Consider the following 26,904-nt stretch of genomic DNA (forward strand, 5'->3'; position numbering starts at 1 on the left):
CGTCCTCCGTGTAATTTGTGGTGTGGTAACTTCTATTTTACACGAAACAAGGTGAGCTTTTTTGCTTTTTCTAGGTGTCGCACTTAATAATACAATCCGTCATCTCATAAAAAATTCTCCTATATACTTTCGTGATTATTAAATGTCGTATGTATCTATAATATTTTGTGCCTTAATCTTTCTATCAACTTATTTTTTGAATGTAAACCTCTCTTTGAGTTTGGACTTAATACTTTGGTTTGTGGAACCTCTTTGTATGTTAGTCATTCATTATTGTAGGATATTCAGACAGAGAAGTTATCTTCTTTTGAAGTATATGTCAATAAATCCGAGAAACTCCTATAAAAATAGCCTCTTATTTGCTAAATTACTAAACATAATAACTTCCTCTTTTAGATTGTTAGTCACCATTAATCTACTGCTTTTCTTTATTTTCGTGTTATTGTTAGGATATATTATATAATTACATGTTTAGTTGAGAGAAATGTTTCGTGAATGAGTTTCTAGATAGTAAGAAGCATTTGTTGTTACAATGAAATAAAAAAGGAGCTGAAAAATAGTGTATAAGATTATTATTGCATTAATTGCTATGTCAACAATGTTAATAGCTTGCAACCGCGCTGAAACAACTAAAGACAATCATGATGTAGCAGTGAAAAAGGAGGAGTTCTCACAACAAGAGAAGAAAGATATAGAACAAAAAAAGGATGAAAAAAAGACGGAGCAAGTAAAGAATGAAGAGCCGAAAGGACAATCCGAAAACAATCCGAAAGTAAATGAAAGCCATGAGAAGTGGGCTTCATTACCTGAATATAATAAGATCGTTGAACAAATTGGCGGCGAAGATTATAATTTTCAAACGGTAACAGATAACGAGGGGAAACGTGTTCTTCACATTCTTGATAAAGATGGAAGAAAGCAATATAAAACAATATTCGTTAAAAATACGAATCGCCTTAAAATTATTAAAATAAATGGGGACGGAATAATTTTTAATGGACCGCTGTCTTAAATTAGATATATTTATGGATTTTATCCACAATAAGCGAGAATACTCCCACCTCAAGGAATGTGAAGGGCGTAGCCCAATGAGTAGGTGGGAGATGAATCGCCTTCGGATAGGGGATTTGTGCCACGTTAACGATCCGACACACGTAAACCTTTGCGGATAAGTTCATAAACTGCACCCGCAAAACTTGAGATATAGTTTTCCTTTTGATACTTTTCGATTTCTGCTACTAAATCAGCAGGGAACTTAATTAATTTTGAAATACGTTTCATGTTTTTCACTACCCTTTCAGTATATACTCGAAACATTCTATATATTAAATATATAATTAGTGTATACCGAGAAGGAGGTAGAAATCAATGTTGGTCAAAAAGGCATACAAATTCCGTATCTACCCGAATAAAGAACAAGAAATTCTAATTGCAAAAACAATCGGTTGTTCTCGGTTTGTATTCAATCACTTTTTAGAGAAGTGGAATAACGTATACAAAGAGACAGGCAAAGGATTAACATATAATTCTTGTTCAGATAAACTCACACAGTTGAAAAAGGAATTAGTATGGCTAAAAGAAGTTGATAGCATTGCCCTTCAATCATCACTCAAAAACCTTGCTGATTCGTATACTCGATTCTTCAAGAAACAAAACAAAGCACCACGTTTCAAGTCTAAAAAGAATAAAGTGCAATCCTACACAACAAAGCATGTGAATGGAAATATTGCCATTGTAGACAACAAAATCAAGTTACCTAAACTTGGATTTGTTAGGTTTGCGAAAAGTCGTGAAGTAGAAGGACGTATTCTTCATGCTACAATGAGAAGAAATCCAAGTGGTAAGTATTTTGTATCCATTCTTGCTGAAACAAACGTTCAAGGACTTCCTAAAACTGGGTCGTCTGTTGGTGTGGATGTGGGTCTGAAAGATTTTGCGATTCTTTCAACGGGAGAAGTATTTAGCAATCCTAAATGGTTTCGCAAACTGGAAGAAAAATTAGCGAAAGCACAGCGTGTTCTTTCCAGACGACAGGAATTGGCATTAAAACGAAAATGTAAACTGGATGAAGCAAAAAACTATCAAAAGCAAAAACGTAAAGTAGCTCGCATCCATGAGAACATCACGAATGCAAGAACAGACTATTTGCAAAAAATCTCTACTTATATTGTCAAAAACCACGACATCATTGGTATGGAAAATTTGCAAGTGTCAAATATGTTGAAGAATCATAAGTTAGCTAAAGCCATTAGTGAAGTGAGTTGGTCGCAATTCAGAACGATGTTAGCGTACAAGGCAAGATGGTACGGTAAACAAGTAGTGACTGTATCTAAAACATTTGCAAGTTCTCAATTGTGTTCAGTTTGTGGCTACCAAAATAAAGACGTTAAGAATCTTAAACTTATAGAATGGACTTGCCCTAAATGTAATAGTCATCACGATAGAGATATTAACGCAGGACAAAATCTTAAAAATGAAGCAATAAGACTTCTAACCGTAGGGACTACGGGGATATCCTAATCAATAACTAACCGATAGGTTGGTGTTCTTAGGAATCTCCCACTTCAAACAGACCGTAAGGTCGTTAAGTGGTGAGTAGTTCAACATTGTTTCATTATAACGAGGAATGAGTGTAAAAATACATCCCCCCCTGAATCATGGGCTTTTTTAAGTGTCCACGATTCGGGGTACAGTTTAAATGAATTGATAGGCAATCTTTTTTGGCATATATATCTAAAATTTTGATTTCCACATTTACCTAATTTGTTATACTGAAAGGAATAACAAAAGAAAAGGAGACATTGCCTTTGATGAAATTTTTAGTTTTAGCAATTCTTACATTATTTTTAATTCCATGGACAAGAAAAACACTTCGTACAGTGGATCAAAAAAATGCTGAGACAATTATAAAAAAGAAGGCTGCACCTATTTTAGTCATTCCAATTTTTCTTTGGATTGGCATTGCAATCTATGAATATTTTTGACTAATCGATAACCGTGTAGACTCGATTCTTACGCATTACACGGTTGTTATTGCTGTGCTCATTGGAGTTGTTCTCGTGTTGCAAGGTAGAAGAGGAAGATTAGAAGTTCAGGTGAAAGTAAGTGTAATGCTTGTTTTACTTTTAGCTTACGGCTATTTTGCTTATGTACATGATATCGTAATCTCACAAAATAAATATGATTCTGTTATAAAGGTCGAAAAAGATATTTCAGAGCCTTTCACAGAAAATGATCAACCGTTTACCGTTCCACCGAAAACAGCGGAAAATAAGATGAAGAAGGTATTTGGTGATATTCCAAAGGTAGCCTACTTTGAATTAGGAGAACTTACTCCACAAATGGTAGATGGGAAAGCTTTATATGTGGCTCCAATTGAGGTTTCGGGATTTTTTAAGGCACGCAAGGCAGGAACGATTCCTGGTTATGTGACGATGTCAGGTACAAATCCTGATGCGGAAGCGAAATTACATCTTGGGTATAAAATGAAATATGTACCAAGTATGTTTTTTGGTAATCATTTAGAACGTGTTGTTCGAAAGGCAGAGCCAAATCTTATTTTTAAAGGGAAACCGAAGTTTGAAATAGATGATAAAGGAAAACCGTATTATACAATGACATACGGTGAATTTATTTCTGGGCGATCTGGCTTTAAAGTAAAAGGCGTTGTCGTTGTGGATGCACAAACAGGTGATGTAAAGCGATATGATAAAGGGAAAGCGCCTAAATTTATTGATGGTGTGTTAAATCATGAAACGGCATCACTATTAAACACGTACTTTGGTAAGTTTGTACATGGTTTTTGGAATACGAAATTTTCTCAAAGTGATGTGAAGATTCCAACTGAATGGGGAACAAAAGAAGGGGTAACACCAATCTTTGGGAAGGACGGGACATTATATTACTTTACTGATTTTACTTCTCCAAAAGAAGGTGTCGATTCTGCTTTAGGTTATTCATTAGTAGATGCACGTACAGGGAAGCTGTATTACTATAATGGAAAAGAAGTAAAAGGAATTATGGATGGCTCAGCTGCGACAGAGGTAGTAGATAATTCTTTTAAGAGAGAGAAATGGCACGGAACGATGCCGGTTATTTATAATGTGTATGGGAAACCTTCTTGGATTGTACCTGTTATTGATGATGGCGGTTTAGTGCGAGCACATACGGTGATTTATGCTTCCAATGCAAAAATATTTGCGACAGGTTCCACTCAAAAAGAAGCGCTGGACAAATATAAGAGTGTGCTAACGGGAAGTGGAGGTTCATTCCGCCCGACTTCTAGCGGAAAAGAAGCACAAAAAGAAGGGATTGTACAGCGTGTTTATAAGGAGAAATCAGGAGAAAATACGCTTGTCTTCATCTTATTAGAAAATGAGAACAAAGTATTTATGGTTTCTGCAAAAGACTTCCCGTATGCGATGTTTACCGAAGTGGGAGATTCCATTAAAATGGCGTATTTGGACACAGGGGAAACGATGTCTTCGGTATCTAAATTCACAAATGAAAATTTAAAAAAGTAAAGCGATAGATTTTCTATCGCTTTTTTTATGTTATAAAAAGGAAAGTAGCATATACTTGACGTATCTGTATTGATGTAACTATAATTGTTACGTTTGTTTAAGATATATCAATTTAACCTTATATTTATAGTAGAAAGGATGAATCTTACAAGTGAATGAAATGAATCACGGTGTATATAAGCCTGTAAAAACAAACAGGTTTTGGATGATTATTGTTTTAGGGACACTCACAGCAATTGGCCCATTATCTATTGATATGTACTTGCCTTCATTGCCAAAATTAATGGGGGATTTGCAAACGAGTGCCTCCCTTGCTCAGCTTACACTAACAGCATGTTTACTCGGACTTTCAGTAGGACAATTATTTGTTGGTTCTATTAGTGATATTTATGGGCGGCGCAAACCTTTGATTATTGCCCTTATTATTTATGTAGCATCTTCTTTACTTTGTGCGGTTGCTCCATCTATTTGGATTCTAGTGCTATTACGGTTTCTGCAAGGAGCTTCAGGTTCAGCGGGTATTGTCATATCCCGTGCGATGGTACGTGATATGTATACAGGCCCTGAGATGACAAAGTTCTTTTCGTTACTTATGTTAGTAAACGGGGCAGCGCCTATTTTGGCGCCTATTATTGGTGGACAATTGTTGCAATTTACTTCATGGCACGGTGTATTTATTGTTCTTGGCGTAATCAGTATTTGTATGTTAATATCAGTTATTTTTGTACTGCGTGAAACATTGCCATTAGAAGAAAGGATAACAGGAGGCGTAGCAGGGACGCTGTCGGTCTATGGGAAGTTATTGAAAGACCGCTTATTTATGGGGTATGCCGTATCACAAGGGTTCGTTTCAGCGGCGATGTTTGCTTATATTTCTGGATCGCCGTTTGTATTACAAAATATATATGGGGCATCGCCACAAGCATTTAGCTTATTTTTTGCGATTAACGGAATCGGTATTATTATTGCCAGTCAAATTACGGGCCGCTTGGCAGGAAAGGTAAGTGAAAAAGCGTTGTTTGTAGTAGGTATTGGAATTGCGGCTGTTGGAGGTACTTCCTTACTACTTACGATTGTATTTGGAATTGGATTAATCGGTGTATTATGTTCTTTATTTCTTGTTGTATCGAGTGTTGGTGTTGTATCAACAACAGGTTTTTCACTTGCGATGAGAAATCAAAAACAAGCGGCTGGAACGGCTGCTGCATTACTTGGTCTGCTACAATTTATCTCCGGGGCACTTGTTGCACCTTTAGTAGGTATCGGGGGAAGTAATACAGCGCTTCCTATGGGTGTTGTTATTGCGTTATGTGAAGCAGGTGCCGTTTTATATTATTTACTCATGGCAAGGCCTAGTGAAAGAAAACTTGTATTGCCGGAAAAACAAGATATAGACGCATAAAAAAGAGGTGGTTCAAACATAAATTGAATCACCTCTTTTCATATTATAACTATGGTGAGATTGGTTGCATAAAGTGACGATACTGTGACAAAAATGATGGTATGCACACAGAAAATGACGGTCAAAAGTGCAAAGTGTGAAGTGTTCTCGTTATAATAACAAGTGGAGATATGATGTAAGTTTCTATAGAAAGATTGTCAGGTAGATAAAAGGAGAGTAAAAGGAGAGTAAAAGATGAAGAAAATATGGGGCGCAGCCTTGCTTGGGAGCATGCTGCTTTTAGCAGGGTGCGGTGGAAATCAACATACAAAGGAAACAAAAGAAAATGTGCAACAATCAGCAGATGAGAAAGAAGCTATGAAGGTATACCAAGATGTACATAAAAAGTATGATGAGAAAATGAATAAGGAATTAAATCAATCTGTACAATTATGGGGGCAAGCGAAGGAAAAAGGCGGGAAATCGATAGCTAACAAGCAGTTTAAAGAAGATGTTCAGAAAGTAACAAAGAGCATGTTAGAAGATATTGAGCATATTCGCACAGAAATTCGCGTACCAAAGTCAAAAGAACAAGAGCATAAGTTATATGAAGGTTTCTTAAATGAAACAGAACAAGCGATGAAAAAGTTAGATCAATTAGCAAAAGAAGAAGATTCATCATTAATTCGTGATATAGAAGTTCATTTTTCAACAGCTTCTACATACTATAAACGTTTCCAAAAAGAAGCACAAAACTAACCTTGCAATATGCAAGGTTAGTTTTGTATATGGCAGATTCCTTCTTGTCGAAATGTCGATAGAATGGAAAGCTAGATATTTCCTGTTAAGTAAAAATATAAAAACTGATTTTTCTAAAAATACCCATTTGGATTGACTTTTTGTTTTTTCAGAATTATAATTCGAAATATACAATTCAAAGTAAAGAATAATATAGTCATTTACTTATCCAGAGAGGTAGAGGGACTGGCCCTATGAAACCTCAGCAGCGGGTTCTGAAAGAAGAATACCGTGCTAATTCCAGCAAGCAACCAAAGCTTGAAAGATAAGTGATAGGCATAGGATAGATTAAAAAGCCTTGATCTTATTTTTTAAGATCAAGGCTTTTTATATTGCGGATAAGGAGAGGAATTGGCAAAAAATCGCGAATAAAACAAAGTAAATTTATGTGTTTAGGGGGTTATTTTGGTGTATGTTGTAAAGAAACTATCAGTTATGGTGTTTACACTATGGGTTATTGTTACAGCTACTTTTTTAATCATGCATATTATACCTGGTGATCCGTTTTCATCAGATGCAAAGATTTTTCCTGAGGAAGTTGTCCAAAATATGAGGGCTAAATATCATCTTGATGAACCTTTATGGAATCAATATGTAGCGTATTTGGATGGGATTATTCATTTTGACTTTGGAGAATCTGTTCAGTCAACGGGTCAAGGAGTGGCAGAAATCATAACAACTGGCTTTGGACCATCTGCTGTTATTGGATTACAAGCATTTGTTATTTCGTTGTTAGTTGGAATTGCAGCTGGAACGTTTGCGGCTTTATATCATGGGAAAATCATTGACTATAGTGTGAGTCTACTAGCGATTTTAGGGATCTCAATCCCAAGTTTCATCTTAGCACCGTTATTTATTCAGGTGTTTGCAATTCAACTTGAGCTGCTTCCGGTTGCCTCTTGGGGAACATTTGCTCATACTGTATTACCTTCCTTTGCGTTAGCGCTTGGGCCAATTGCTGTTATTACAAGATTTGTTCGTTCGAATATGATTGAAGTTTTACAAAGTGAGTATATTAAACTAGCACGTGCAAAAGGAATACCACTTCGAACAATTATTATAAGACATGCGCTTCGAAATGCGATTGTTCCGGTTCTTACTTTTGTCGGACCACTTATGGCTGGTTTGTTAACAGGAACCTTCGTGATTGAGAAAATATTTTCCATTCCAGGGTTAGGAAAATATTTTGTAGATAGTATTTTTAACCGAGATTATCCAGTTATCATGGGAACCACTATTTTCTATAGTGCACTGCTCATTATATGTATTTTCGTTACGGATATCATTCATCGCATGATTGATCCGCGCATTCGTTCTATTACGTGAGGAGGGAAATTGAAATGGGGGCTTACGAAATCGATGATCAGCTATTGACGGCTGAAGATAAGAAAGCATTAACTGCTAATAAAGAACAGCAAATGATTAGTCGGAAAAAGGAAGTATTTCAAAAACTCATATCAAACCCAATAGCAATTATAGGGGGAGTCACTTTACTTTTAATCGTTATTTTTTCTCTTATCGGAGAAAGTTTAACGCCATATAGTGCAAATGAGCAAATAAAAGAAGCAACAAACCTCCAACCAAGTAGTGAGCATTGGTTCGGTACAGATGATTTAGGAAGAGATATTTGGGCACGAACATGGGCTGGTGGAAAAATTTCATTAGCAGTCGGATTGATCGCAGCAGCTCTTGATATCGGATTAGGTGTACTGATTGGTGGCTTTAGTGGATATGTGAGAGGGCGTAATCGTCTCGGTACGTTAATTGATGAGTGGATTGTAAGAGGAATCGAAGTGATGTATGGTATACCATATTTATTAATTGTTATTTTACTATTAATTGTTATGAAGCCAGGACTGTTTACAATTATTCTTTCTCTTGCATTAACAGGTTGGATTGGAATGGCACGACTTGTACGAGCGCAAGTGCTTTCATTAAAACAAAAAGAATTTGTCATTGCCGCTGAGAGATTAGGAACATCTCATATGAAAATTATTTATAAACACCTAATTCCGAATTTAACAGGGATTATTATTGTGAATTTATCTTTTACGATTCCAGCTGCCATTTTCTCAGAATCATTTTTAAGTTTTATCGGATTGGGTGTACAATCGCCAGCAGCAAGTTGGGGAACGATGACAAACGATGCACTAGGAACATTGTTAAGTGGGGAATGGTGGCAGCTTTTTTTCCCAGCGATAATGATTGCATTAATTATGTTTGCTTTTAATGCGATTGGAGATGGTTTGCAGGATGCAATTGATCCAAAAATTGTGAAACAAAATCGAAAGGGGAAAAAACATGGGGCAGCTCTTATCTTTAGAAAACGTAACGTTAGCCGTTGAAAAAGAGGCTCGTAAACAACCGATTGTAAAACATGTTTCTTTTTCCATTCATGAAGGTGAAATAGTTGCACTTGTGGGAGAAAGTGGTTCGGGAAAAAGTGTAACAGCACAATCGATTATTGGCTTAAACCAAGAGTCAATTCGCACTGAGGAAGGAAAAATTTCTTTTCAAAATAGCGAATTAACAAACTTGCAAGAAGCTGAATGGAATCACATACGGGGAAAAGATATTTCTTTTATATTTCAGGACCCGCTTTCATCATTAAATCCAACAATGAAAGTAGGAAAACAGATTACAGAAGTAATCTTGCAGCATGAAAAGAAATCAAAGAAAGAAGCAAAAGCAATTGCGATTCAGTTATTAAATGATTTAGGCATACATGAAGCAGAACAGCGTTTCGAGCAATACCCCTATCAACTAAGTGGCGGTATGAGGCAGCGCATTTGTTTAGCAATTGCATTTGCTTGTCACCCAAAACTCGTCATTGCAGATGAGCCAACAACAGCGCTGGATGTAACAATTCAAAAACAAATTATGGAGTTATTAAAAGAGAGAAAAGAAAAACAACATACAAGTATTCTATTAATTACACATGACCTTGCGCTTGTACGTGAAGTAGCAGATCGAGTTGTTGTTATGTATGGCGGCCGTGTTGTAGAAAAAGGAATGATTCAAGAAGTTATTGAGTCACCGAAGCATCCGTATACAAAAAGTTTATTACAAGCTATTCCGAATATGGACGATTCAGAAAAGGTATTGCGGGCGATTGATGGAACAACACCATCGCTTGAAATATTAAATAGTTTTGGATGCCCGTTTGTGAACCGATGCCCAGTTGCGATGAAAGAATGTATTCATCGTTTCCCAGAGAAAACAGTATTTTCGCCGGAACATAGTTCATTCTGCTGGAAACATATTATTGAGCAGCGTAAAGGGAAAGCGAAAGAGAAGGTGAGTGCTTCATGACGACAGAGTTCATTACAGTAAAACAGGTTACGAAAATATATGGGAGTAAGGAGAAGGGGCTTGCTGCGCTGAAAGATATATCACTATCCATTCCAAAGGGAACTACACTTGGCATTATTGGAGAAAGTGGTTCAGGAAAAACAACGCTTGGTAAGTTAATAGCTGGTATTGAAAAACCTTCATCAGGAGAGATTGCTTATAACGGTCAAATTGTCCATGCGCTTAATCGGAAAGAAAAGCGAGATTTTTTACAAAAAGTACAATTTATTTTTCAAGATTCCACCGCGGCTTTAAATCCGCGGTGGAAGATTCGAGATAGTGTTGCAGAAGGATATATCTCGTTTGGGTTAGGCGATAAGAAGGAGAAGGATAAAGTTGCTGGTGATGCGTTAGAACGCGTCGGATTAGATAGAAGGTATATCGAGCGCTATCCGCATGAATTTAGCGGTGGGCAACGTCAACGGATCGCTATTGCTAGGGCGCTTATATGTGAGCCTGAAGTACTAATACTAGATGAACCGATTTCAGCATTGGATGTTTCCTTGCAAATTCAAATTGTTCATTTCTTGCAGCAAATTCAAAGAGAACAAGGTTATACATATTTATTTATTGCTCACGATTTACCGATGGTTCATTATTTATGTGAAAAAGTAGCTGTTATGTACAAAGGAGAACTTGTTGAGTTTGGAGATACGGATGAAGTATTCCGTAATCCACAACATTCTTATACAAAAACATTGTTAGAATCGACACCAAAAATTTCAGGCTAAAGGAGAATGTAGAATGAAGAAGATTTTACTTTTTGCCATTATGACAGTTTTAGCGATTGCTTCTGTCGGCTGCGGTAAGAAAGAAGCGTCAAAGGCAAGTGCAGATAAGGGGGATCGCTTAGTCACAAATATTAGTAGTGACCCATATACACTTGATTCAGCAATTGCGACAGATAGTACGTCAGGTTATGTAATTGAACATTTATTTAGTGGTCTATATACAAAGGATGCGAATGGAAAATATCAAAATGAGTTGGCAGAGAAAGAAGAAGTAAATGTAGATGGAACAGAATATACAATTCATTTAAAGAAAGATATGAAATGGTCAGATGGTTCACCTATTACGGCTAATGATTTTGAATTTGCATGGAAGCGTATATTAAATCCTAAAACAGGCTCTATGAATGCAACAGAAATGTATTTTATTAAGGGTGCAGAAGCGTATAATACTGGAAAAGGTGAAGAAGGACAAGTAGGTATTCAAGCGGTAGATTCGCAAACTTTAAAAGTAACGCTTGAACATCCAGTTGCATCTATCAAACAACAATTAGCGAATTCTTTATTTATTCCACTTTCAAAAAAATCTATCGATGATAAAAATAAGTTAAAAACAAGTCCAAAAGAATTACTTACAAACGGACCGTTCAAATTAAAAGAGTGGAAGCATAACCAAGCAATTATTTTAGAGAAGAACAAAGAGTTTCATGATAAAAAAGTAACATTAAAAGAATTGGAGTTTCGTATTATTCCAGATACTAATACGGCATATCAATTGTATAAATCGAAAGAACTAGACTTATTAAGCGGCTTGCCACAAGAGATGGTTGAAAAAGAAAAAAGAAATAAAGAATATAAACGTATGGCAGGATTTTCATCTTATATTTATTCATTTAATGTTGAAAAAGAACCGTTTACCAATGCGAAAATACGAAAAGCATTTGCGTTAGCACTTGATCGTAAATTTATTGTTGAAAAATTGTATAAAGGGAATGCACAAGAAGCATATGCTTTTGTTCCAGAAGGAGCGAAAACACAGAGTGGCCGTGATTTCCGTAAAGAAAAAGGGGATTATTTAAAATTTGACCCAGTAGAAGCGAAAAAATTATTAGAAGAAGGCATGAAAGAACAAGGATGGACAGAGCTTCCTCAAGTAACATTGAAGTATACAACAGATACACAACATAAAAAAGTAGCAGAAGCAATGCAAGAAATGTTCAAGAAAAATCTTGGTGTGGATGTAAAACTAGAAAATAAAGAGTGGAAAAGTTACATTGATACGTATAAACAAAGTGACTTTCAATTAGCTTATATGGGATGGGGCGGAGCTGTAGATCCAATTAAAAAACTTGAATTATATGCAGGTGATGGACCGAATAACTATGCAAAATGGCATAATAAAGAATTTGATACTTTAATAAAAGAAGCGGAAGTTGAAAGAGATGAAGAAAAGCGCTTTGATTTGTTGCATAAAGCAGAAGATATTATGTTTGCTGAAACGCCATTAATCCCAATCTTATTCCCATCATCATCCTATTTACAAAAAGAATCAGTGTCTGGGGTTCAGTATGATGTTGAAGGTAAACCAGATTTACGTTATGTAAAAATCAAGAAATAATACAAAATAAAGAAGTAGGCATTTGCCTACTTCTTTATTTTGCTTCCTTCTTATATTCTTTCTTCGTTCCATCAGAGAAGACAACTTCTAATTCGAATTTTTGATAATCTTTATCGAGTTGGAAGACGTCGACTACTTGATCAATCACTTCTTGATCTGGTGTGTTTTTATCAAATGTTAGCTTTTTAAGAAGTGGGCTTAACTTTGCAATTGCTTCATCGCTAGTTAAGTTTACATTAGCTTTATGGTCTTCAATTTTTGCTTCCATTTTTTGATCAGCAGATTTATGTTTATAGTCAGCTTCATAATCTTTGTTTGTATCTTGGTAGTCAACATCTAGATCGAATTCGTTAAAGTTAAGCTTTAAATCAGCAGATGTTTCATTCTTTGCTTCTTCCGTTGTTTTCTTGTTAGAAGTTGTACCTTCCTTTGCTGGTGCGTTACACCCTGTTAATGCAGGTATTAACATAAGAGCTAATAAAGCTGAAAGTAAAATTCTCATGGTATCTTCCTCCTTAGTATAGCTTCCTTCTATACAATTTTTCCCTAAATGTCCTTAATTATGTATCAATTAGAAAGATATTTTCTATGTAATAGGTAGCAGACTTCGCAAATTAAATCAAAAAATGAATTGGATGTATATGGTAAATTGGAAGTGTAAGGAGGCATGGATATGTATGATGAATATAGTAGTTTAGTCAAAAAGGCAATTGTGTATATAGAAAATCATTTAGAAGAAGAATTGACAACTGCAAAAGTCGCTTCGTATAGTGCGACATCTATGTATCACTTTCATCGCATTTTTCAAAGCAATTTAGGAATAAGTGTAACAGAGTATATTCGAAAAAGAAGACTTACATATGCTGCTCAAGCTTTAGTAACGACAAATAGACCGATTCTTGATATTGCACTGCAATATGGTTTTTCTTCACAAGAGGCGTTTACTAGAGCGTTTAAAAGAATGTATCATTTGCCACCGAAAAATACCGTAACTATTTTCAATCATTTTATATAGAAAGAGGGGAATTTTCAATGCAAAAAGGTTTACCGAAAGGATGGGTATTAAGTGGAAGTCACCCTACAGAATATGAAATGGGCTTAGATTATAAAACAGTTCACCAAGGAAAAGTATCAGCTTATATTCAAGCGAAAGAGGGTGTGACCCATGGCGGATTTACGACGCTAATGCAAATGTTTAAAGCGGATCAGTATAAAGGAAAGCGCTTGCGGTTAACAGCGTTTATCAAAAGTGAAAATGTGAAAGATTGGGCAGGGCTATGGATGCGTGTAGATGGGAAAGATACAGAACCACTAGCTATGGATAATATGCAAAATCGTCCTATAAGACATACTACAAGTTGGCAACCCTACTCAGTTGTACTCGATGTAAAAGAAGAAGCGATTGGGATTGCATTTGGCATTTTGTTGTCAGGGGAAGGATGTATATGGGCAGATAGTTTTCGGTTAGATGAAGTAGATGAAAAGGTACCGGCGACAGATCTGACAGAAAGTTTCTATGAAACCCTCTCCAATGAGCCAATGAATTTACAATTTGAAGAGATAGAAGACTAGCAGAGGTGAAAATGAATATATGTGGAAGCTGTTATTCTATTCAATAGCAGAATTGTTCAAAGTAGAAACGCCTATGTATTTTTTTATATGGTTTTTCGTTCTTTTCATTACGATGGTTATATGTGAAGTGATGGATACAAAAGGGAAGAAATATTCATTTTCATATGCCCTCTTCAAAGCCACGATTGAATTGTTCCTGTCACTTATTATTTGTCTCGGTATTAGTCTTTTATTATTCTGCATGGTGCACTTCATTTTTCCTAATCAAGTGACACCTTATGATGTGAAGTATGGAAGATGGCTAGCATTTATTATATTAACTTTAGTTTTCATACTTGGATGGATTGTAAAAGTAACAAAGAAAAAAACGAGAATATGGTTGAAGCCAATAGGGATTCTTGCACAATTTTTCTTTTTTAGTATTAGTATATGGATAGCAAATGCTATATTCTAACCAACGTTACATATAAGTGTGTTCGTTATGATTCTGTTTAGTTTCGTATTAACTGTATTTCAGTTCGTTGGTTGCTTATACGAATATCGATCTTACTAATTTACAGGAAATGAATTGACAATAATTAGAAAAAAGTGTACTATGGATTGCAAGTGATCACTTGCATAAGGAAGAGAGGATTGTATGGCGCGCTCAAAGACAGCAGAAAAAATTATTCAAGCAGCAATTGAATTAGTGAAAGAAAGAGGATATAAAGCAGCGACAACGAGAGAAATTGCGATGCGTGCTGGTGTCAATGAAGTGACAATCTTTCGTAATTTTAAAAATAAGAAAGGGGTCATTGAAGCAGCCGTTGCTGAATTTTCATATGTGCCGCATTTAAAACATTTTTTACAAACAAGAATTGTATGGGAGTTAGAGACAGACTTAAAGAATTTAGCAAGGCATTATCATCAATTTTTGAATGAAGTGAAAGATATCATCGCGATCGGTATTCGTGAAACAGGTGCGTTTCCGGAGTTAGATGATGAAATCGCCAAAATACCAAAGGGTTTAAAGGAAGAATTAATGATTTATTTTACAGAAATGCAGAAAAAGGGAAAAATCATTGATACGAATATTGAAGCACAAGTCATGAATTTTATATGGATTAACTTTGGATATTTTCTCTCTAAAATGCGTTTTGAAAATCGATTGATGGAGATGAATGATGAAGATTTTATTGAAAATAATATAACTTTATATGCTAGGGCATTAAGACCCTAGTATTTATTTAAAATAAAATGCAAGTATGTACTTGCTTGCTAGAAGGGGTTGGGAAAATGAATACGTTGAAACAATTTTTAAGAGTACCAGGTACGTATATAGGGATTGGAGTAGCTTTAGCATTCCAGCTCATTTTCTTTTGTGTTTGGCTAACAGCTTATGATGGAGTCAATGAAAGAGCAGATAAACTGCAAATTGCGATTGTAAACCAAGATACGAGTATGGGAAGTAAAATAGGAGACGGTTTACAGAAAAGTTTACCTTTTCAAGTGACAAAAGAGAAGTCTATGGAAAAGGCAAAAGAAGAAATGGATCAGTATGCATACAATATGATTATTGAAATTCCAGCCTCTTTTTCAAAGGATATAAGCGAAAAAGGTAAGACAGATTTAAACGTTCATATTAACCAAGCCAGCTCGATGATGGCAAAGCAGATGATGGAAAGCATAGCAAAACAAGTTCATAGCAATGTAAATAAAGAAATTACAAACAATAAACAACAAGCTATTGCAGGAAAGTTACAAGCTGTGGGGCCAGAGAGCATTGAAATGTTAAAGGGGCTAACAAAAGAATCAGTTGGACTTAAAGTGCACAAAGTAAATGATGCAAAAGGGTTTTCCGTAAACATGGTGCCGCTTATGATTGTGTTAGCTTCATTCGTTGGAGCGATGATTATGAGTATGGAATTATCGAAAGTGGCAAAACAAGTAGGAAGAGATTGGAGAAATTTTCTTTCAAGCCAAGTGATTAACGGTGTAGTATCTATTCTACTTGCATGTATGACCATTGGCTTAATGAAAACTTTTCACATCGGAATCCAAGAAACGATTGGGAATGTATGGATATTTCAAACCATTGTCTTTTTTGCTTTTCTATCATTAACGCAAATGTTTCTTACTCTATTCGGAAATGCAGGTATGATTTTTAATATTATATCACTCTCGTTGCAACTTGTAAGTTCTGGTGTAATGGTCCCGCAGGCTATGTTATCCAAAACATATCAAATAATCGGAGAATTATTTCCCGCAACTTATGCTGTGAAGGGTTATTTTGCAATAATATTTGGTGGTGGGAATTTAAGTGTAAATATTATTTCTCTATTATTTATAATTTTGATTACACAAATTGTAGCACTAAGTGTAGTAGGGATATCATTTATAGTAAAGAGAGAAAGGGCTGTAGGAAAAGACATGTAATAAAAAAGGTATCCGACAAATGGATACCTTTCTATTCTTCATGGACAATTTTTCGTTTCTTCAGTAGATGTAACAGCTAAACTGCCATTAAAAATCAAAATGATCAGGATCCGGACCAACGCGATGATTTTCATTTAAAGACTGGATTGTTTTCATATCTTCATGGCTTAATTCGAAATCAAAAATATTTGCGTTTTCGATGATGCGGTGTTCTTTAATTGATTTTGGGATAGTTACCACTTCATTTTGAAGATCCCAACGCAAAATAATTTGTGCTGTTGATTTATTGTATTTTTTTGCAATCCCTTGCAATGTTGGATGATCAAGAAGTTGTCCTTGCATTAACGGTGACCATGCTTCTAGTTGGATATGGTTTTCTTTACAAAAAGTATGTAATTCTTCTTGTGTTAAGCGAGGGTGATATTCAACTTGGTTCACCATCGGTTTAATTTCTGCAACTTCGAATATATCTTGTAAGTGATGGATGTGGAAATTACTTACCCCAATTGCACGAACGCGGCCATCTTTATAAAGTTTTTCTAATGCTTTCCACGTTTCGGTATATTTTCCTTGTACAGGCCAGTGAACTAAATATAAGTCTAAATACTCTAAACCTAATTTTTGTAAGGAAGTTTCGAATGCCTGTAATGTCGATTCATATCCTTGATCATTATTCCATACTTTTGATGTAATAAATAGCTCTTCACGCGGAACGCCGGACTCACGAATTGCTTGTCCCACACCTTCTTCGTTCTTATAGATAGCAGCTGTATCAATGCTACGGTACCCGTTTTTGATAGCAGCTTTCACAGAATCAATTACTTCTGTGCCCTCTTCCACTTTAAATACCCCTAAACCAAACCAAGGCATTTTTACCCCGTTATGTAATGTAGTGTAATCTTGTAAACTGGTAATTTTCATATTATTTCCCCCTTACCTTTTTATTTGTAGCTTCAATTGCTTGCTGAATAATTTTGGAAAAATGATGTTCATAGAGCACTTTTAAGCCTTCCGCAGTTGAACCGCCAGGTGTAGTCACTTGTTCCCGAAGAAGTGCTGGATTTTGTACTTGCCCAAGCATTGTGGCTGCGCCAGCAATCATTTGAATAACAAGGTGATGTGCTGTTGTTTCATCAATACCATAATTTTTGGTAGCTTCAATTAGGCTTTCTGCAAAGTGGTAAAGAAATGCTGGTGCGCTACCAGTAATAGCGGTTAGCTGATGAATTTCTTCTTCTGTGCAAAGCTGTGATGTACCAATTCCTTTTAAAAGAAGTTGTAATGTCTCTTTATGATTTTCATTTACGAAGTGTCCCGTCGTATACAAGCTGATAGACTGTCCAATGCTAGCAGCCGTATTTGGCATAATCCAAGCAACTGGTGTGCCGTGAGGTAATCTTTTCTCTAAGTAAGATGGGCCAATTCCAGCAGCAATCGTCACGACAAGTTGATGCGTAAGAAGAGGTGCTAGTTCTGTCAATAGTTGTTCATGTGCAGCTGGTGGCATTGCCAGAATGATCGTGTCTACAAACTTGACGCATTCTTTCCAATCAGTTGTTGTTGAAATAGGATATTGTTCTTGTAATTGCTGGAGTTTTTTTGTATTGTGTCGATTCGATACAATAATTTCTTCGATGTATGGTTTGCTTGTTTTAAGCAAACCAGAAAAGATTGCTTCGGCCATACGTCCAGCACCAATAAATAAAATTCGCTGTTTCTTTGGCATCTCCTCTAATCCTTTCTTATAAAGTAAGTTATAAAAACAATAACATTGATAAGAGAGCGTGTAAAAAGAAAAGGTCTATTAGATGGATATAAAAATGATAGAAAAGTTTTGAGAGGGAAAGAGCATTCATGGTTTATACGGAAAAATAGATGTCAAAACACCCTAAAAGGTTACTATACTTTTAGGGTGTGATAATCAATTGTGAGTTTATGCTTTTGTCATACCGAGTAAAACAGCACCACCAATAATGAAAATACTGCCTAATGCGATAAATATCATTTGACGTTTTGTTTTCTTCTCACCTAAGAAGACAATTGCACCAAATGTAGAGATAACAATACCTGTTTGTGATAATGGGAAACTTGTTGCGACTCCAACTTTTGGTAATGAAAGAAGTAAGAATAAGTTTCCTGTTCCCCAAAGTATACCAGATATTGTATTGCGAATTGCATATTTATTAAATGGTTTATGCTTAGATGTCAGTATGATTGCTCCAACAAACATACCAACCGCTTGTGGTAAAATAGCTGACCAGCCATCAATGTTATACCAGCGAATAATAATTACATATACAAGATAGCCGAAAGTAGAAATAATTAAAGTCAAAAGTCCTTTTTTTAATTGTCCTGGTGGCTGTGCATTTTCTTTATCATCTAATGAAGTGAAGACAACACCAATTACAATTAAAAGAATTGAAATCGTTCCCAGAATAATCGTAGTAGTAGTAGTCCACTCATGAAAAGCGATTACCCCAAAGATAGAAGTTGCAATAAGTTGCATCCCGGTTGAAATGGTTACTGTTGTCGAAACACCTAGTCTTTCAACAGTTTTTAACTGGTTTGCTTGTCCTAAAGCCCAGAATACACCAGAGATAAAACCGACAATTAAGATTGTCATCGTTAAAGCCGGCTGAGTAAATACATACATAATAATTGCAAAGAATAGAGCACCCATTGTCATACCAAGCGTTTGACTATAGGCACCGCCACCAGCTTTTACACTTACTAATAAGATATTCCCCCATGCAATTGCAGGAAGAAGAGCTAATAAAATGTCCATCACAAGACTCCCTTCGTTTTTACTATATCAATATAATTGAAAGCCACTCTAAAAATTGGTAATTCTCCATTAGTAGAGTAGAAGATTACTGATCATTAAAATATAATGAAGAAGGTACACTATAAATGCGTTTTCATTTCTTTATTTTTTCAAACACCTCCATATAATAACAGGAAAGTCATCATTTTAGAAAGTGAATTCAAATAAAATGTATATTTTTATAAATAGGAAAATTTCGTTATTATTTTACGATAAAAAAAAGATCCCAAATCGGGATCTTCTTTTGAGGGGAATAGGGAAATAAATTTGTTAACCCTTTTTTAACAACAAGATGTGGGGGGACAATCCACTTCTTGAGGGGGTATCTTATGTATTCATTATATGAGATGTGGTTGGGAGCAACTATCGAATTAGCTTACAGAAAGATTACATTTTTGTAAGATACGCCTTTCCTCGTTTTACAAAATAATTTATTTTTCGGGAAATAAAAAGGCAGCTTTTTGTCGAAAGCTGCTTTAAAAAGTAATTCGCTTATTAATGAATTGCATGCACAATAAGAAAATGAGCGACATACTAACTGTTATGATAACAAGTGTCCAAGCAAGGGGCATATTACTTGCATCAATTGCCATATAAATGGCTGTTGGAATTGTTTGTGTTTTACCAGGAATATTTCCTGCGAACATGAGTGTTGCACCAAATTCTCCTAGTGCTCGTACGAAACTTAAAATCATTCCGCTAAGTAATGCAGGGAATGCAAGTGGTAGTGTGACGTGTAAAAACACTTGATATTCACTTGCTCCGAGGTCACGGGCCCCGTCTTCAATTTGTTCATTTGCAATAGAGAAACCTGTTTTGGCCGATTGGTACATAAGCGGAAATGAAACAACTGTTGAGGCAATGACTGCTGCCCATGATGTAAACATAATTGATTGTTGAAATAATGTTTCAATCCATTTTCCAATCGGGCTATGATTTCCAAAAATAATAATGAGAAAGAATCCAATCACAGTTGGTGGAAGCACCATCGGCAATAGAAAAATGGTTTCTAAAAACACTTTATAACGCGAAGAGGAGCGTGCTAATATCCGACCAATAATTGTACCGAAAATCATAGAAATAATGGTAGCAAGTGCAGCGACTCGTAAAGAAAGAAAAACAGGTAGCCAAAGTGTATCAAATGTCATAGTAGTTAAGGTAGGATTGTAAATCCATACTTGTTAAAGATTGTTTGTGCATCTTTGGATTGTAAATATTCATAGAATAAAGTCGCCTCTTTTTTATGCTTAGATTCTTTTATAATTCCAACAGGATAACGAATCGGTTCATGAGAGTTAGCTGGTGCTGCAGTAGCTATTTTTACTTTATCTGAAATGAGGGCATCTGTTTTATATACAATACCAGCATCTACATTTCCTGTCTCTACATATGTTAATACTTGACGAACGTCTTTTGTAGGTACAATTTTGTCTTGAAGGTCAATCCATAAGTTTTCGTGTGTAAGAAGAGCTTTTGCGTACTTTCCAGCTGGCACGGATTCAGGTGTACCAATTGCTAGTTTTTTCACTTTCTCTTCTTTTAATTCTTGGAATGTTTGAATAGAGCTTTCTTTTGGGACAACTAACACAAGCTCATTTCCTAGAAGATCTTTTCCTTCTTTTTTATTGATAAATCCTTTTTTTACAAGCGTTTGAAATTTATCTTCTGCCGCAGAGAAAAATAAATCAGCAGGAGCACCTTGTTCAATTTGTTGCTGAAGTGCACCAGAACCACCAAAGTTAAATGATAGCTTTATGTTAGGTTCTTTCTGCTTATATTGTTTTTCAATTTCTTTAAAAGCATCTTGTAAACTAGCGGCAGCTGATATTGTCAATTCAATCGTTTGTTCTTCTTTTGCATTTGTTTTCTCTTTCTTGTTTCCGTTTGTACAAGCGCTACTGAAAATAAGGAAAAAAGAAAGTGTGAGCAATCCAATATACCGCAATATAAATTTGTTCATAACGTATAATCTCCTTTCCTTCTTATCATATTAATTATAACTAAGTATATTTAATTATGAATGGTTATAATTAAATATAATGTGAAATACGTCACTGTTTGAAAAAATAGGAGAAAGTTTCACTTCTTTGCTACAATAGAGTAAGAAAGTGAGGAATCGCCTATGAACCATCATTCCTACACAACGGAAGAAGTAGCGAAACAATTAAAAGTATCAAAGTTAACCGTATACGACTTAATAAAAAAAGGAGAACTCCCTTCTTATAGAGTCGGTAGACAAATGCGTATTGATGCGGGGGATCTAGAACAATATATTAGACAGATGAAGACAGGAAAGTTACAAACATCCTCTGTAAAAGTAGAGAACAAAGGTGCAGAGCACTGTATAATTAGTGGTCAAGAACTAACGTTAGATATGCTAGCAAAGCATATAGAAAATCGAATGCCGAATTCTAATATACTTCGAGCGTATCAAGGTAGTTTAGCAAGTTTAATCAAAATGTATCATGGGGAACAAAGCGTTGTTAGTCTACACTTATTTGATGGAGATACAAAAGAATATAATATTCCATATGTAAAACGAATTTTAGTTGGACAGCCTTGTGTTGTCATCAATTTATTAGCAAGAAATGTTGGGTTTTATGTTCAAAAAGGAAACCCAAATGAAATACAGAATTGGAGCGACTTAGTTAAACCATCTATACAATTTGTAAACCGTGAAAAAGGGTCAGGAATTCGTGTATTAGTAGATGAGCAAATTCGCATTCAGAACTTAAGGAAGGAATATGTTCAAGGGTATGAATGGGAAGAATCAAACCACCTTGGTGTTGCTTCGCAAATTGCTAGCGGGAAAGCTGATGTTGGTGTAGGAGCAGAAAAAGTAGCGCAAATTGTAAATGTAGACTTTATTCCACTTATGAAAGAACAATATGACTTAGTCATTTTGAAAAATAAGAAGAATGAACAATTGATTGAAGTGGTAAAAGATATTTTGCAATCTATAGAATTTCAAAATGAATTGCTAGCAATCGGTGGTTACGATATAAGTAAAACGGGTCAAATTATATATGAAACAAACTAAAAAAGCTGTGTGCCTATAGGGTACACAGCTTTTTTCGATATATGCTAGGTGAGGCATTGCAGGGGGATAAGTATATGTCTCTTTCCTTCTTTATTGAGGTAGATTTGCTTTTCTTAAATTAATACCTAATTTTATTACCAACTATTAAAAGTTAGTGTTATAATGGTTTTAAAAGTGGAATTCAATTTGGAAAGTGAGAAAGGAACGAACGAAATGTATAAACCAATCGCATGTTTGTTGAAATATATATTTAAGACTGTTGGAAAAGTAGAAGTACAAGGAAAAGAGAAATTACCGAAAGAAGGACCGTATGTTGTAGCATGTACGCATACAAGTTTTATGGATGTGTTAATGCTAGCAACAGGAATGTATCCGACGGAAATCCATTACATGGCCAAAAAGGAGTTATTTGAAAAAAAGTTTTTGAACTGGTTTTTTAAGAATGTAAATGCTTTTCCTGTAGATCGAGCAAATCCAGGGCCAAGTACATTGAAAATCCCATCGCGTTTATTAAAAGAAGGAAAAGTTGTTGGGATTTTTCCAAGTGGAACAAGATCTACAGAAGATGTCTCTTTAAAGGCTGGTGCTGTAACAATTGCGATGCGTTCTCGTGTGCCGTTAGTACCGGCAGCATATATTGGACCGACAAGTGTGAAAGAATTGATAAAAGGTAAGAGAGCACAGCTTATTTTTGGAGATCCAATTCAAATAGAGGCGGAAGAAGCGATGGATCGGAAAGCGATGATGCAAAAGATGACAGATCAATTAAATACGAAGTTTGAAGAATTAAAGGAAACTTTAATAAAGAAATAGGAAAAAATAATTGGATATAGAGAGACCATTAAAAAAGTCTACTTCATAATAAAACAGGAGTCCATCATCTACTATATAGGTGTCGGACTCCTGTTTATTTTCAACATTTTTATAAAATGCACGTTGTTTTTTAGGGAGAACTCTCTTTTTCAGTGCCTTTGATGTGGACGTTATTTTTATACGAAATGGAAAAATTTTTATTTGTATATGAGGGACATATTTAGTAAGAGGAAGTACAGTGATTAATGTGGATTGTGAGGGAGAATTTGAATAATTAACCAAGCGTTTGTTTAAACATAATTTTGTAAATAGCGTATAACAAAATGTGTGGTAAAAACCACTTCTATACCTCTAGGAGATGGTGATACAATGTCAAATGGGGAGGGAGGTACGAACTATGGTTACTCAAAGAATACAAGAAATTACACTCATTACAATTGGTTCATTATTATTTGCAATCGGTATTAACTATTTTGCAATTCCAAATCGTTTGTCAGAGGGTGGAATTATTGGGTTAACAGTTGTTACGTATTATTTATTTGGATGGTCACCAGGGGTTGTGAACTTTACTTTAAATGCAATTTTATTAGCGATTGGATATAAATTTTTTGATAAAAAAACGATGATTTATACAATTATTGGAATTGTAGAGACGTCTTTATTTTTATATGTTACCGAGCATATTGGACATCGAGTAAATAGCGACACATTACTAGCCGCTTTATTTGCTGGGGTGTTTGTTGGAGTTGGATTAGGATGTATGTTCCGGGCAGGAGGTACATCAGGGGGATCAGCAATTTTAGCACAATTGGCAAATCAATATTTAGGATGGAGTGTTGGGAAAGGTGTTCTTATTATTGATATTGTTGTGATTACTGGGTCTGTCTTTATCATCGGTCAAGAAAAGGCGATGTATACACTTGTCGCAGTCTTCATCGGAGCGAAAGTAATTGACTTCATTGTAGAAGGAATTAATACGAAAACGGCAGTGACGATTATATCGGATCAGCCAGATTTAATACGTGAGACAATTACAAAACATATGACACGTGGTGTGACCGTTCTAGAAGGACGAGGTGGATATACAGGAAAGAATAAAGAAGTGTTGTATGTTGTGATTAATAAGCAAGAGCTTGTTAAGTTAAAACAAGTGATTCGTGATGTAGATAAAGAAGCATTCGTCGTGATTCATGATGTACGGGATGTACTTGGCGGTGGCTTTAAAGCAAGTTAAAAAGATGAACGAGTCGATTCGTTCATCTTTTTATTATTTTAATATTTGAGGCAAGTGAGCTAATAATTTCTGTTTTATTTTCTTTGCAAGTGATGGACTTTTGCCAAAGGTGGAAATGCTTATCATATAGTCATTCCTTCGAATGATGGCTGGTGTATGGAAGGAGGATTTTGTTCCATCACTTACAACATTGACCCATTGAAAATCATGAGCAGCTCGTTTGACCATCATATTGATTTCATGATGATTCGTGGCTGCATAAATAAGGTGTGCCCTTTGAATATCATCTTCTGTAAACTCTTTTTTCTTCCATTCAATATAAGATAGTTCTTTCATTTCATTGCAAATATGAGGACTTACAATTGTGACGAAGGCACCGGTATTTTGTAAACTAGCCGCCTTTCGATAAGCAATTGTTCCCCCTCCAATAATGACAACATTCTTACCTGTAAGGTTGCACATAATTGGGTATGTTTGAAACATGTACATGTTCCTCCATTCGTTCTAACAAAGTAAATTTCATATAAGAATCAAATTGAAGACAGTTACAAGTGCTCACATTATCATATATTTTTGCATACTTTTTTATCTTTTGAAGCAGTAATCCGGTAAAGAGAAGATAAGGCATAATATAGATATGCTTTGCAGTAGGTGCTGTTTTAGCTAGCATATCTATAAAAGAAGGTGTCCCTTTTGTTAAAAAGGTGCACGTTACCGGTATTTTTAATTTTTGTTCCACAGCTAAACCGATTTGTTTTAATTCATAGATAGGCTGAGCATCACTACTGCCTCGGCCGACTAGTAGAATTTCACTTTCTTGTATGGGCTGCATTTCATGTATTCGTTTTATTACAAGTTTAATCATGAATGGATGGATACTAAAAGGTGGTGCAACTGAAAATGAAATGTGCGGATAGAGCTGTTCTATTGTTTTTATTTCAAAAGGGACATCGCGTTTATAATGAGCAGCTGCGAATAGTAAAACAGGGACAACTACAATTTCAGTGGCCCCTTCAGTAATCGCTTCATAAATAGCCTCTTGAACGGTTGGAGTTGCAAGTTCCAGAAATCCCACCTTTTGTATTTTCTCGTTTCGTTCCTGCATAACAGAACGAATAAAATGTTTGAATTGCTCATTGCCCTCTTGCAGACGACTACCATGACCAATATATACAATTGCTTTCATGATGCAGTCACTTCTGTTTGGTCCACTATTCTTTGTACTTGATGATCGATACAATGGAGCCCAACCTTGTTGGCGTATTGTAAAGTGGCTTCGTCCATATATGAAAATGGTAATTTCGAAATATCGTTAAAACGAAGGCGATTGATTTCTGCTAAAAATGTATCAATTGTAGCGCGGCCTTCAAAGAAAATACTATCCCATGTAAACTCAGTGAGCATACGTGCATGAATTTCATCGAAACGATTATCGATTGTATATTCATGTGTCATTAAGAACAAACCAGCACCTATTTTGTTCTTGATGACGTCAATTCGTTTTATATTCCGCCCTAAATAAACGGTTGTTTCTGTAGAAAATGTAGCAGGTGTGCCCAGTAATCCGTACTTCATAAACATTTGCCCTGTCTTTGCATTCATATATTGAAGTTTCGCTTGTAAGGAACGAATATCTTTTCCATGTTTTGTGCAAGATTGCAAGAAGATTTCCATGCTTTCTGGTGAACAGAAAACAAGGCGTTCCGCTTCGAATATTTCACCGAGTTCATTTGCTGTTAAAGAATGTTCTTGCTTTTTGAAGGTAGGTATTTGGTATATTTCTGCTCCAGCTTCTCGCAGTATTTCTGCATATTTACTTACTTTATTTGTTGCAGAGACAAATAAAATTTTTCTTCCATGAAGAGGTTTCCGTTCTTGCCAAGCAAGTTGTTTCCGTAATGATACGACTTCCCCGACAATGGTCATGGAAGGGTTCGAAATGTTTTCTTTTTTTACATCTTCCGCAATTGTAGAGAGCGTACCTGTTACTACTCGCTGCTTTCCAGTTGTGCCCCATTCAATGACTGCTACAGGTGTATCGTTTCTTTTACCAGCTTGTAATAAATTTTTACAAATTATTGGTAAGTTTTTAATCCCCATATAAAAGGCAATTGTATCGCTATTTAAAAGATTGCTGTAATCAACTTGATCGCAAATTGTCCCTTTTGTGTGTCCAGTTAGCAAAGTTACACTATTACTGTAATCGCGATGGGTGAGAGGGATACCGGCGTACGAACCAGCGGCACTGCTGGAGGTAATCCCTGGGACGATTTCGTATGAAATGTTTGCTGTAGCTAAAGCAGCTGCTTCTTCACCAACACGACCAAAGATGGAAGGATCGCCGCCTTTTAAACGAACGACGATTTTTCCTTCCTTTGCTGCCTGTACTAAACAAGTATTAATCATGCCTTGACGCATAATATGATTTGTTGGCATTTTTCCGCAGTATATGAGTTCGCATGTTGGCTTTGTATAGCGAAGTAAACTTGGGTTTAATAAGTGGTCATATAACACAATATCTGCCTTTTTTAAGTAGTTTACTGCTTTTTTTGTAATCAGCCCTTCATCACCAGGTCCAGCACCAATTAAATATACGTATCCGTTCAT

At 35.6% G+C, this 26,904-nt stretch carries 25 protein-coding genes, 2 pseudogenes and 1 riboswitch; of the genes and pseudogenes, 17 read left to right on the forward strand and 10 right to left on the reverse strand.

Features of this window, described 5'->3' with window-relative positions:
* Positions 1 to 559: 559 nt before the first annotated feature.
* On the forward strand, positions 560 to 1,012 hold the full coding sequence (locus BCER98_RS01080; RefSeq protein WP_011983311.1) for a hypothetical protein: 453 nt from the start codon (positions 560 to 562) through the stop codon (positions 1,010 to 1,012).
* 125 nt (positions 1,013 to 1,137) lie between these two features.
* Here the strand turns inward: BCER98_RS01080 and BCER98_RS22345 are convergent, their stop codons facing one another.
* The gene (locus BCER98_RS22345; protein WP_164468619.1) at positions 1,138 to 1,281 is read right to left on the reverse strand and encodes a hypothetical protein; all 144 of its coding nucleotides are present in this window, start codon (positions 1,279 to 1,281) and stop codon (positions 1,138 to 1,140) included.
* 87 nt (positions 1,282 to 1,368) lie between these two features.
* Here BCER98_RS22345 and tnpB point away from each other — a divergent pair, with 87 nt between their 5' ends.
* The 9 genes and pseudogenes from tnpB (at position 1,369) to BCER98_RS01125 (ending at position 12,399) form a co-directional block, all read left to right on the forward strand.
* Entirely contained in the window at positions 1,369 to 2,520 is a 1,152-nt protein-coding gene (gene tnpB / locus BCER98_RS01085; protein ID WP_011983312.1) for an IS200/IS605 family element RNA-guided endonuclease TnpB, read from the forward strand.
* Between the two features lie 290 nt (positions 2,521 to 2,810).
* Positions 2,811 to 4,523 (forward strand): annotated as a pseudogene (locus BCER98_RS01090) (DUF3981 domain-containing protein).
* A gap of 142 nt (positions 4,524 to 4,665) precedes the next feature.
* Positions 4,666 to 5,925: a multidrug effflux MFS transporter gene (locus BCER98_RS01095; RefSeq protein ID WP_041809365.1), complete on the forward strand. Its 1,260-nt coding sequence runs from the start codon at positions 4,666 to 4,668 to the stop codon at positions 5,923 to 5,925.
* Positions 5,926 to 6,159: 234 nt separating this feature from the next.
* Entirely contained in the window at positions 6,160 to 6,663 is a 504-nt protein-coding gene (locus BCER98_RS01100; RefSeq protein WP_011983314.1) for a hypothetical protein, read from the forward strand.
* Positions 6,664 to 6,864: 201 nt separating this feature from the next.
* Positions 6,865 to 6,974, forward strand: a riboswitch (SAM riboswitch).
* A gap of 136 nt (positions 6,975 to 7,110) precedes the next feature.
* Positions 7,111 to 8,028, forward strand: coding sequence for an ABC transporter permease (locus BCER98_RS01105; protein WP_011983315.1), 918 nt, complete (start codon positions 7,111 to 7,113; stop codon positions 8,026 to 8,028).
* Between the two features lie 14 nt (positions 8,029 to 8,042).
* Entirely contained in the window at positions 8,043 to 9,047 is a 1,005-nt protein-coding gene (locus BCER98_RS01110) for an ABC transporter permease (protein ID WP_011983316.1), read from the forward strand.
* On the forward strand, positions 9,004 to 10,014 hold the full coding sequence (locus BCER98_RS01115; RefSeq protein ID WP_011983317.1) for an ABC transporter ATP-binding protein: 1,011 nt from the start codon (positions 9,004 to 9,006) through the stop codon (positions 10,012 to 10,014). Before BCER98_RS01110 ends, BCER98_RS01115 begins: the two co-directional genes overlap by 44 nt.
* A complete protein-coding gene (locus tag BCER98_RS01120; protein ID WP_011983318.1) occupies positions 10,011 to 10,784 on the forward strand; it encodes an ABC transporter ATP-binding protein in 774 nt (257 codons plus the stop codon). Before BCER98_RS01115 ends, BCER98_RS01120 begins: the two co-directional genes overlap by 4 nt.
* 13 nt (positions 10,785 to 10,797) lie before the next feature.
* Positions 10,798 to 12,399 (forward strand): peptide ABC transporter substrate-binding protein, encoded by a 1,602-nt coding sequence (locus BCER98_RS01125; RefSeq protein ID WP_011983319.1) that lies wholly within the window; start codon positions 10,798 to 10,800, stop codon positions 12,397 to 12,399.
* Between the two features lie 34 nt (positions 12,400 to 12,433).
* On the opposite strand, the gene BCER98_RS01130 is transcribed toward BCER98_RS01125, so the two are convergent.
* A complete protein-coding gene (locus tag BCER98_RS01130; RefSeq protein WP_011983320.1) occupies positions 12,434 to 12,901 on the reverse strand; it encodes a YusW family protein in 468 nt (155 codons plus the stop codon).
* A 171-nt stretch (positions 12,902 to 13,072) separates the two neighbouring features.
* Here BCER98_RS01130 and BCER98_RS01135 point away from each other — a divergent pair.
* The 4 genes and pseudogenes from BCER98_RS01135 (at position 13,073) to BCER98_RS01150 (ending at position 16,386) form a co-directional block, all read left to right on the forward strand.
* Positions 13,073 to 13,971 (forward strand): annotated as a pseudogene (locus tag BCER98_RS01135) (helix-turn-helix transcriptional regulator).
* A 19-nt stretch (positions 13,972 to 13,990) separates the two neighbouring features.
* Positions 13,991 to 14,425, forward strand: coding sequence for a hypothetical protein (locus BCER98_RS01140; RefSeq protein ID WP_011983321.1), 435 nt, complete (start codon positions 13,991 to 13,993; stop codon positions 14,423 to 14,425).
* Positions 14,426 to 14,608: 183 nt separating this feature from the next.
* Positions 14,609 to 15,190, forward strand: a complete 582-nt coding sequence (locus BCER98_RS01145; protein WP_011983322.1) for a TetR/AcrR family transcriptional regulator — start codon at positions 14,609 to 14,611, stop codon at positions 15,188 to 15,190.
* Between the two features lie 56 nt (positions 15,191 to 15,246).
* On the forward strand, positions 15,247 to 16,386 hold the full coding sequence (locus BCER98_RS01150; RefSeq protein ID WP_041809366.1) for a YhgE/Pip domain-containing protein: 1,140 nt from the start codon (positions 15,247 to 15,249) through the stop codon (positions 16,384 to 16,386).
* A gap of 87 nt (positions 16,387 to 16,473) precedes the next feature.
* Here the strand turns inward: BCER98_RS01150 and BCER98_RS01155 are convergent, their stop codons facing one another.
* The 5 genes from BCER98_RS01155 to modA all read right to left on the reverse strand — a co-directional run bounded on the left by BCER98_RS01155 (position 16,474) and on the right by modA (position 21,170).
* Complete coding sequence (locus tag BCER98_RS01155) at positions 16,474 to 17,307, reverse strand: aldo/keto reductase (RefSeq protein WP_011983324.1); 834 nt, start codon at positions 17,305 to 17,307, stop codon at positions 16,474 to 16,476.
* A gap of 1 nt (position 17,308) precedes the next feature.
* Entirely contained in the window at positions 17,309 to 18,112 is an 804-nt protein-coding gene (gene proC, locus BCER98_RS01160; protein ID WP_011983325.1) for a pyrroline-5-carboxylate reductase, read from the reverse strand.
* A 207-nt stretch (positions 18,113 to 18,319) separates the two neighbouring features.
* Positions 18,320 to 19,171, reverse strand: coding sequence for a GRP family sugar transporter (locus BCER98_RS01165; protein WP_011983326.1), 852 nt, complete (start codon positions 19,169 to 19,171; stop codon positions 18,320 to 18,322).
* A gap of 515 nt (positions 19,172 to 19,686) precedes the next feature.
* On the reverse strand, positions 19,687 to 20,358 hold the full coding sequence (modB, locus tag BCER98_RS01170) for a molybdate ABC transporter permease subunit (protein ID WP_011983327.1): 672 nt from the start codon (positions 20,356 to 20,358) through the stop codon (positions 19,687 to 19,689).
* Positions 20,359 to 20,363: 5 nt separating this feature from the next.
* Positions 20,364 to 21,170, reverse strand: a complete 807-nt coding sequence (gene modA, locus BCER98_RS01175; protein ID WP_011983328.1) for a molybdate ABC transporter substrate-binding protein — start codon at positions 21,168 to 21,170, stop codon at positions 20,364 to 20,366.
* Positions 21,171 to 21,332: 162 nt separating this feature from the next.
* Between modA and BCER98_RS01180 the strand changes: the two genes are divergently transcribed.
* From BCER98_RS01180 to BCER98_RS01190, 3 genes are all read left to right on the forward strand, one after another.
* On the forward strand, positions 21,333 to 22,250 hold the full coding sequence (locus tag BCER98_RS01180; RefSeq protein ID WP_011983329.1) for a substrate-binding domain-containing protein: 918 nt from the start codon (positions 21,333 to 21,335) through the stop codon (positions 22,248 to 22,250).
* Positions 22,251 to 22,463: 213 nt separating this feature from the next.
* The gene (locus BCER98_RS01185) at positions 22,464 to 23,063 is read left to right on the forward strand and encodes a lysophospholipid acyltransferase family protein (protein ID WP_011983330.1); all 600 of its coding nucleotides are present in this window, start codon (positions 22,464 to 22,466) and stop codon (positions 23,061 to 23,063) included.
* Positions 23,064 to 23,460: 397 nt separating this feature from the next.
* Complete coding sequence (locus BCER98_RS01190) at positions 23,461 to 24,297, forward strand: YitT family protein (RefSeq protein WP_011983331.1); 837 nt, start codon at positions 23,461 to 23,463, stop codon at positions 24,295 to 24,297.
* A 33-nt stretch (positions 24,298 to 24,330) separates the two neighbouring features.
* On the opposite strand, the gene BCER98_RS01195 is transcribed toward BCER98_RS01190, so the two are convergent.
* The 3 genes from BCER98_RS01195 to BCER98_RS01205 are packed head-to-tail and all read right to left on the reverse strand — an operon-like array spanning position 24,331 to position 26,904.
* Positions 24,331 to 24,780 (reverse strand): precorrin-2 dehydrogenase, encoded by a 450-nt coding sequence (locus tag BCER98_RS01195; RefSeq protein WP_011983332.1) that lies wholly within the window; start codon positions 24,778 to 24,780, stop codon positions 24,331 to 24,333.
* Complete coding sequence (locus BCER98_RS01200) at positions 24,740 to 25,483, reverse strand: sirohydrochlorin chelatase (RefSeq protein ID WP_011983333.1); 744 nt, start codon at positions 25,481 to 25,483, stop codon at positions 24,740 to 24,742. The genes BCER98_RS01195 and BCER98_RS01200 overlap by 41 nt, the downstream gene beginning before the upstream one ends.
* Positions 25,480 to 26,904 carry a uroporphyrin-III C-methyltransferase gene (locus tag BCER98_RS01205; RefSeq protein ID WP_011983334.1) on the reverse strand — a complete coding sequence of 475 codons (1,425 nt, stop codon included), beginning with the start codon at positions 26,902 to 26,904 and terminating at the stop codon, positions 25,480 to 25,482. The genes BCER98_RS01200 and BCER98_RS01205 overlap by 4 nt, the downstream gene beginning before the upstream one ends.

The organism is Bacillus cytotoxicus NVH 391-98 (genome assembly GCF_000017425.1).
Classification (GTDB): Bacteria; Bacillota; Bacilli; order Bacillales; family Bacillaceae_G; genus Bacillus_A; species Bacillus_A cytotoxicus.

Coding starts and splice junctions, on each gene's coding strand:
- BCER98_RS22345 (WP_164468619.1), bottom strand. CDS start 1,281: ATGAAACGTATTTCAAAATTAATTAAGTTCCCTGCTGATTTAGTAGCA.
- tnpB (WP_011983312.1), top strand. CDS start 1,369: ATGTTGGTCAAAAAGGCATACAAATTCCGTATCTACCCGAATAAAGAA.
- BCER98_RS01100 (WP_011983314.1), top strand. CDS start 6,160: ATGAAGAAAATATGGGGCGCAGCCTTGCTTGGGAGCATGCTGCTTTTA.
- BCER98_RS01110 (WP_011983316.1), top strand. CDS start 8,043: ATGGGGGCTTACGAAATCGATGATCAGCTATTGACGGCTGAAGATAAG.
- BCER98_RS01115 (WP_011983317.1), top strand. CDS start 9,004: ATGGGGCAGCTCTTATCTTTAGAAAACGTAACGTTAGCCGTTGAAAAA.
- BCER98_RS01120 (WP_011983318.1), top strand. CDS start 10,011: ATGACGACAGAGTTCATTACAGTAAAACAGGTTACGAAAATATATGGG.
- BCER98_RS01125 (WP_011983319.1), top strand. CDS start 10,798: ATGAAGAAGATTTTACTTTTTGCCATTATGACAGTTTTAGCGATTGCT.
- BCER98_RS01130 (WP_011983320.1), bottom strand. CDS start 12,901: ATGAGAATTTTACTTTCAGCTTTATTAGCTCTTATGTTAATACCTGCA.
- BCER98_RS01140 (WP_011983321.1), top strand. CDS start 13,991: ATGTGGAAGCTGTTATTCTATTCAATAGCAGAATTGTTCAAAGTAGAA.
- BCER98_RS01145 (WP_011983322.1), top strand. CDS start 14,609: ATGGCGCGCTCAAAGACAGCAGAAAAAATTATTCAAGCAGCAATTGAA.
- BCER98_RS01150 (WP_041809366.1), top strand. CDS start 15,247: ATGAATACGTTGAAACAATTTTTAAGAGTACCAGGTACGTATATAGGG.
- BCER98_RS01155 (WP_011983324.1), bottom strand. CDS start 17,307: ATGAAAATTACCAGTTTACAAGATTACACTACATTACATAACGGGGTA.
- proC (WP_011983325.1), bottom strand. CDS start 18,112: ATGCCAAAGAAACAGCGAATTTTATTTATTGGTGCTGGACGTATGGCC.
- BCER98_RS01165 (WP_011983326.1), bottom strand. CDS start 19,171: ATGGACATTTTATTAGCTCTTCTTCCTGCAATTGCATGGGGGAATATC.
- modB (WP_011983327.1), bottom strand. CDS start 20,358: ATGACATTTGATACACTTTGGCTACCTGTTTTTCTTTCTTTACGAGTC.
- modA (WP_011983328.1), bottom strand. CDS start 21,170: ATGAACAAATTTATATTGCGGTATATTGGATTGCTCACACTTTCTTTT.
- BCER98_RS01180 (WP_011983329.1), top strand. CDS start 21,333: ATGAACCATCATTCCTACACAACGGAAGAAGTAGCGAAACAATTAAAA.
- BCER98_RS01185 (WP_011983330.1), top strand. CDS start 22,464: ATGTATAAACCAATCGCATGTTTGTTGAAATATATATTTAAGACTGTT.
- BCER98_RS01190 (WP_011983331.1), top strand. CDS start 23,461: ATGGTTACTCAAAGAATACAAGAAATTACACTCATTACAATTGGTTCA.
- BCER98_RS01195 (WP_011983332.1), bottom strand. CDS start 24,780: ATGTTTCAAACATACCCAATTATGTGCAACCTTACAGGTAAGAATGTT.
- BCER98_RS01200 (WP_011983333.1), bottom strand. CDS start 25,483: ATGAAAGCAATTGTATATATTGGTCATGGTAGTCGTCTGCAAGAGGGC.
- BCER98_RS01205 (WP_011983334.1), bottom strand. CDS start 26,904: ATGAACGGATACGTATATTTAATTGGTGCTGGACCTGGTGATGAAGGG.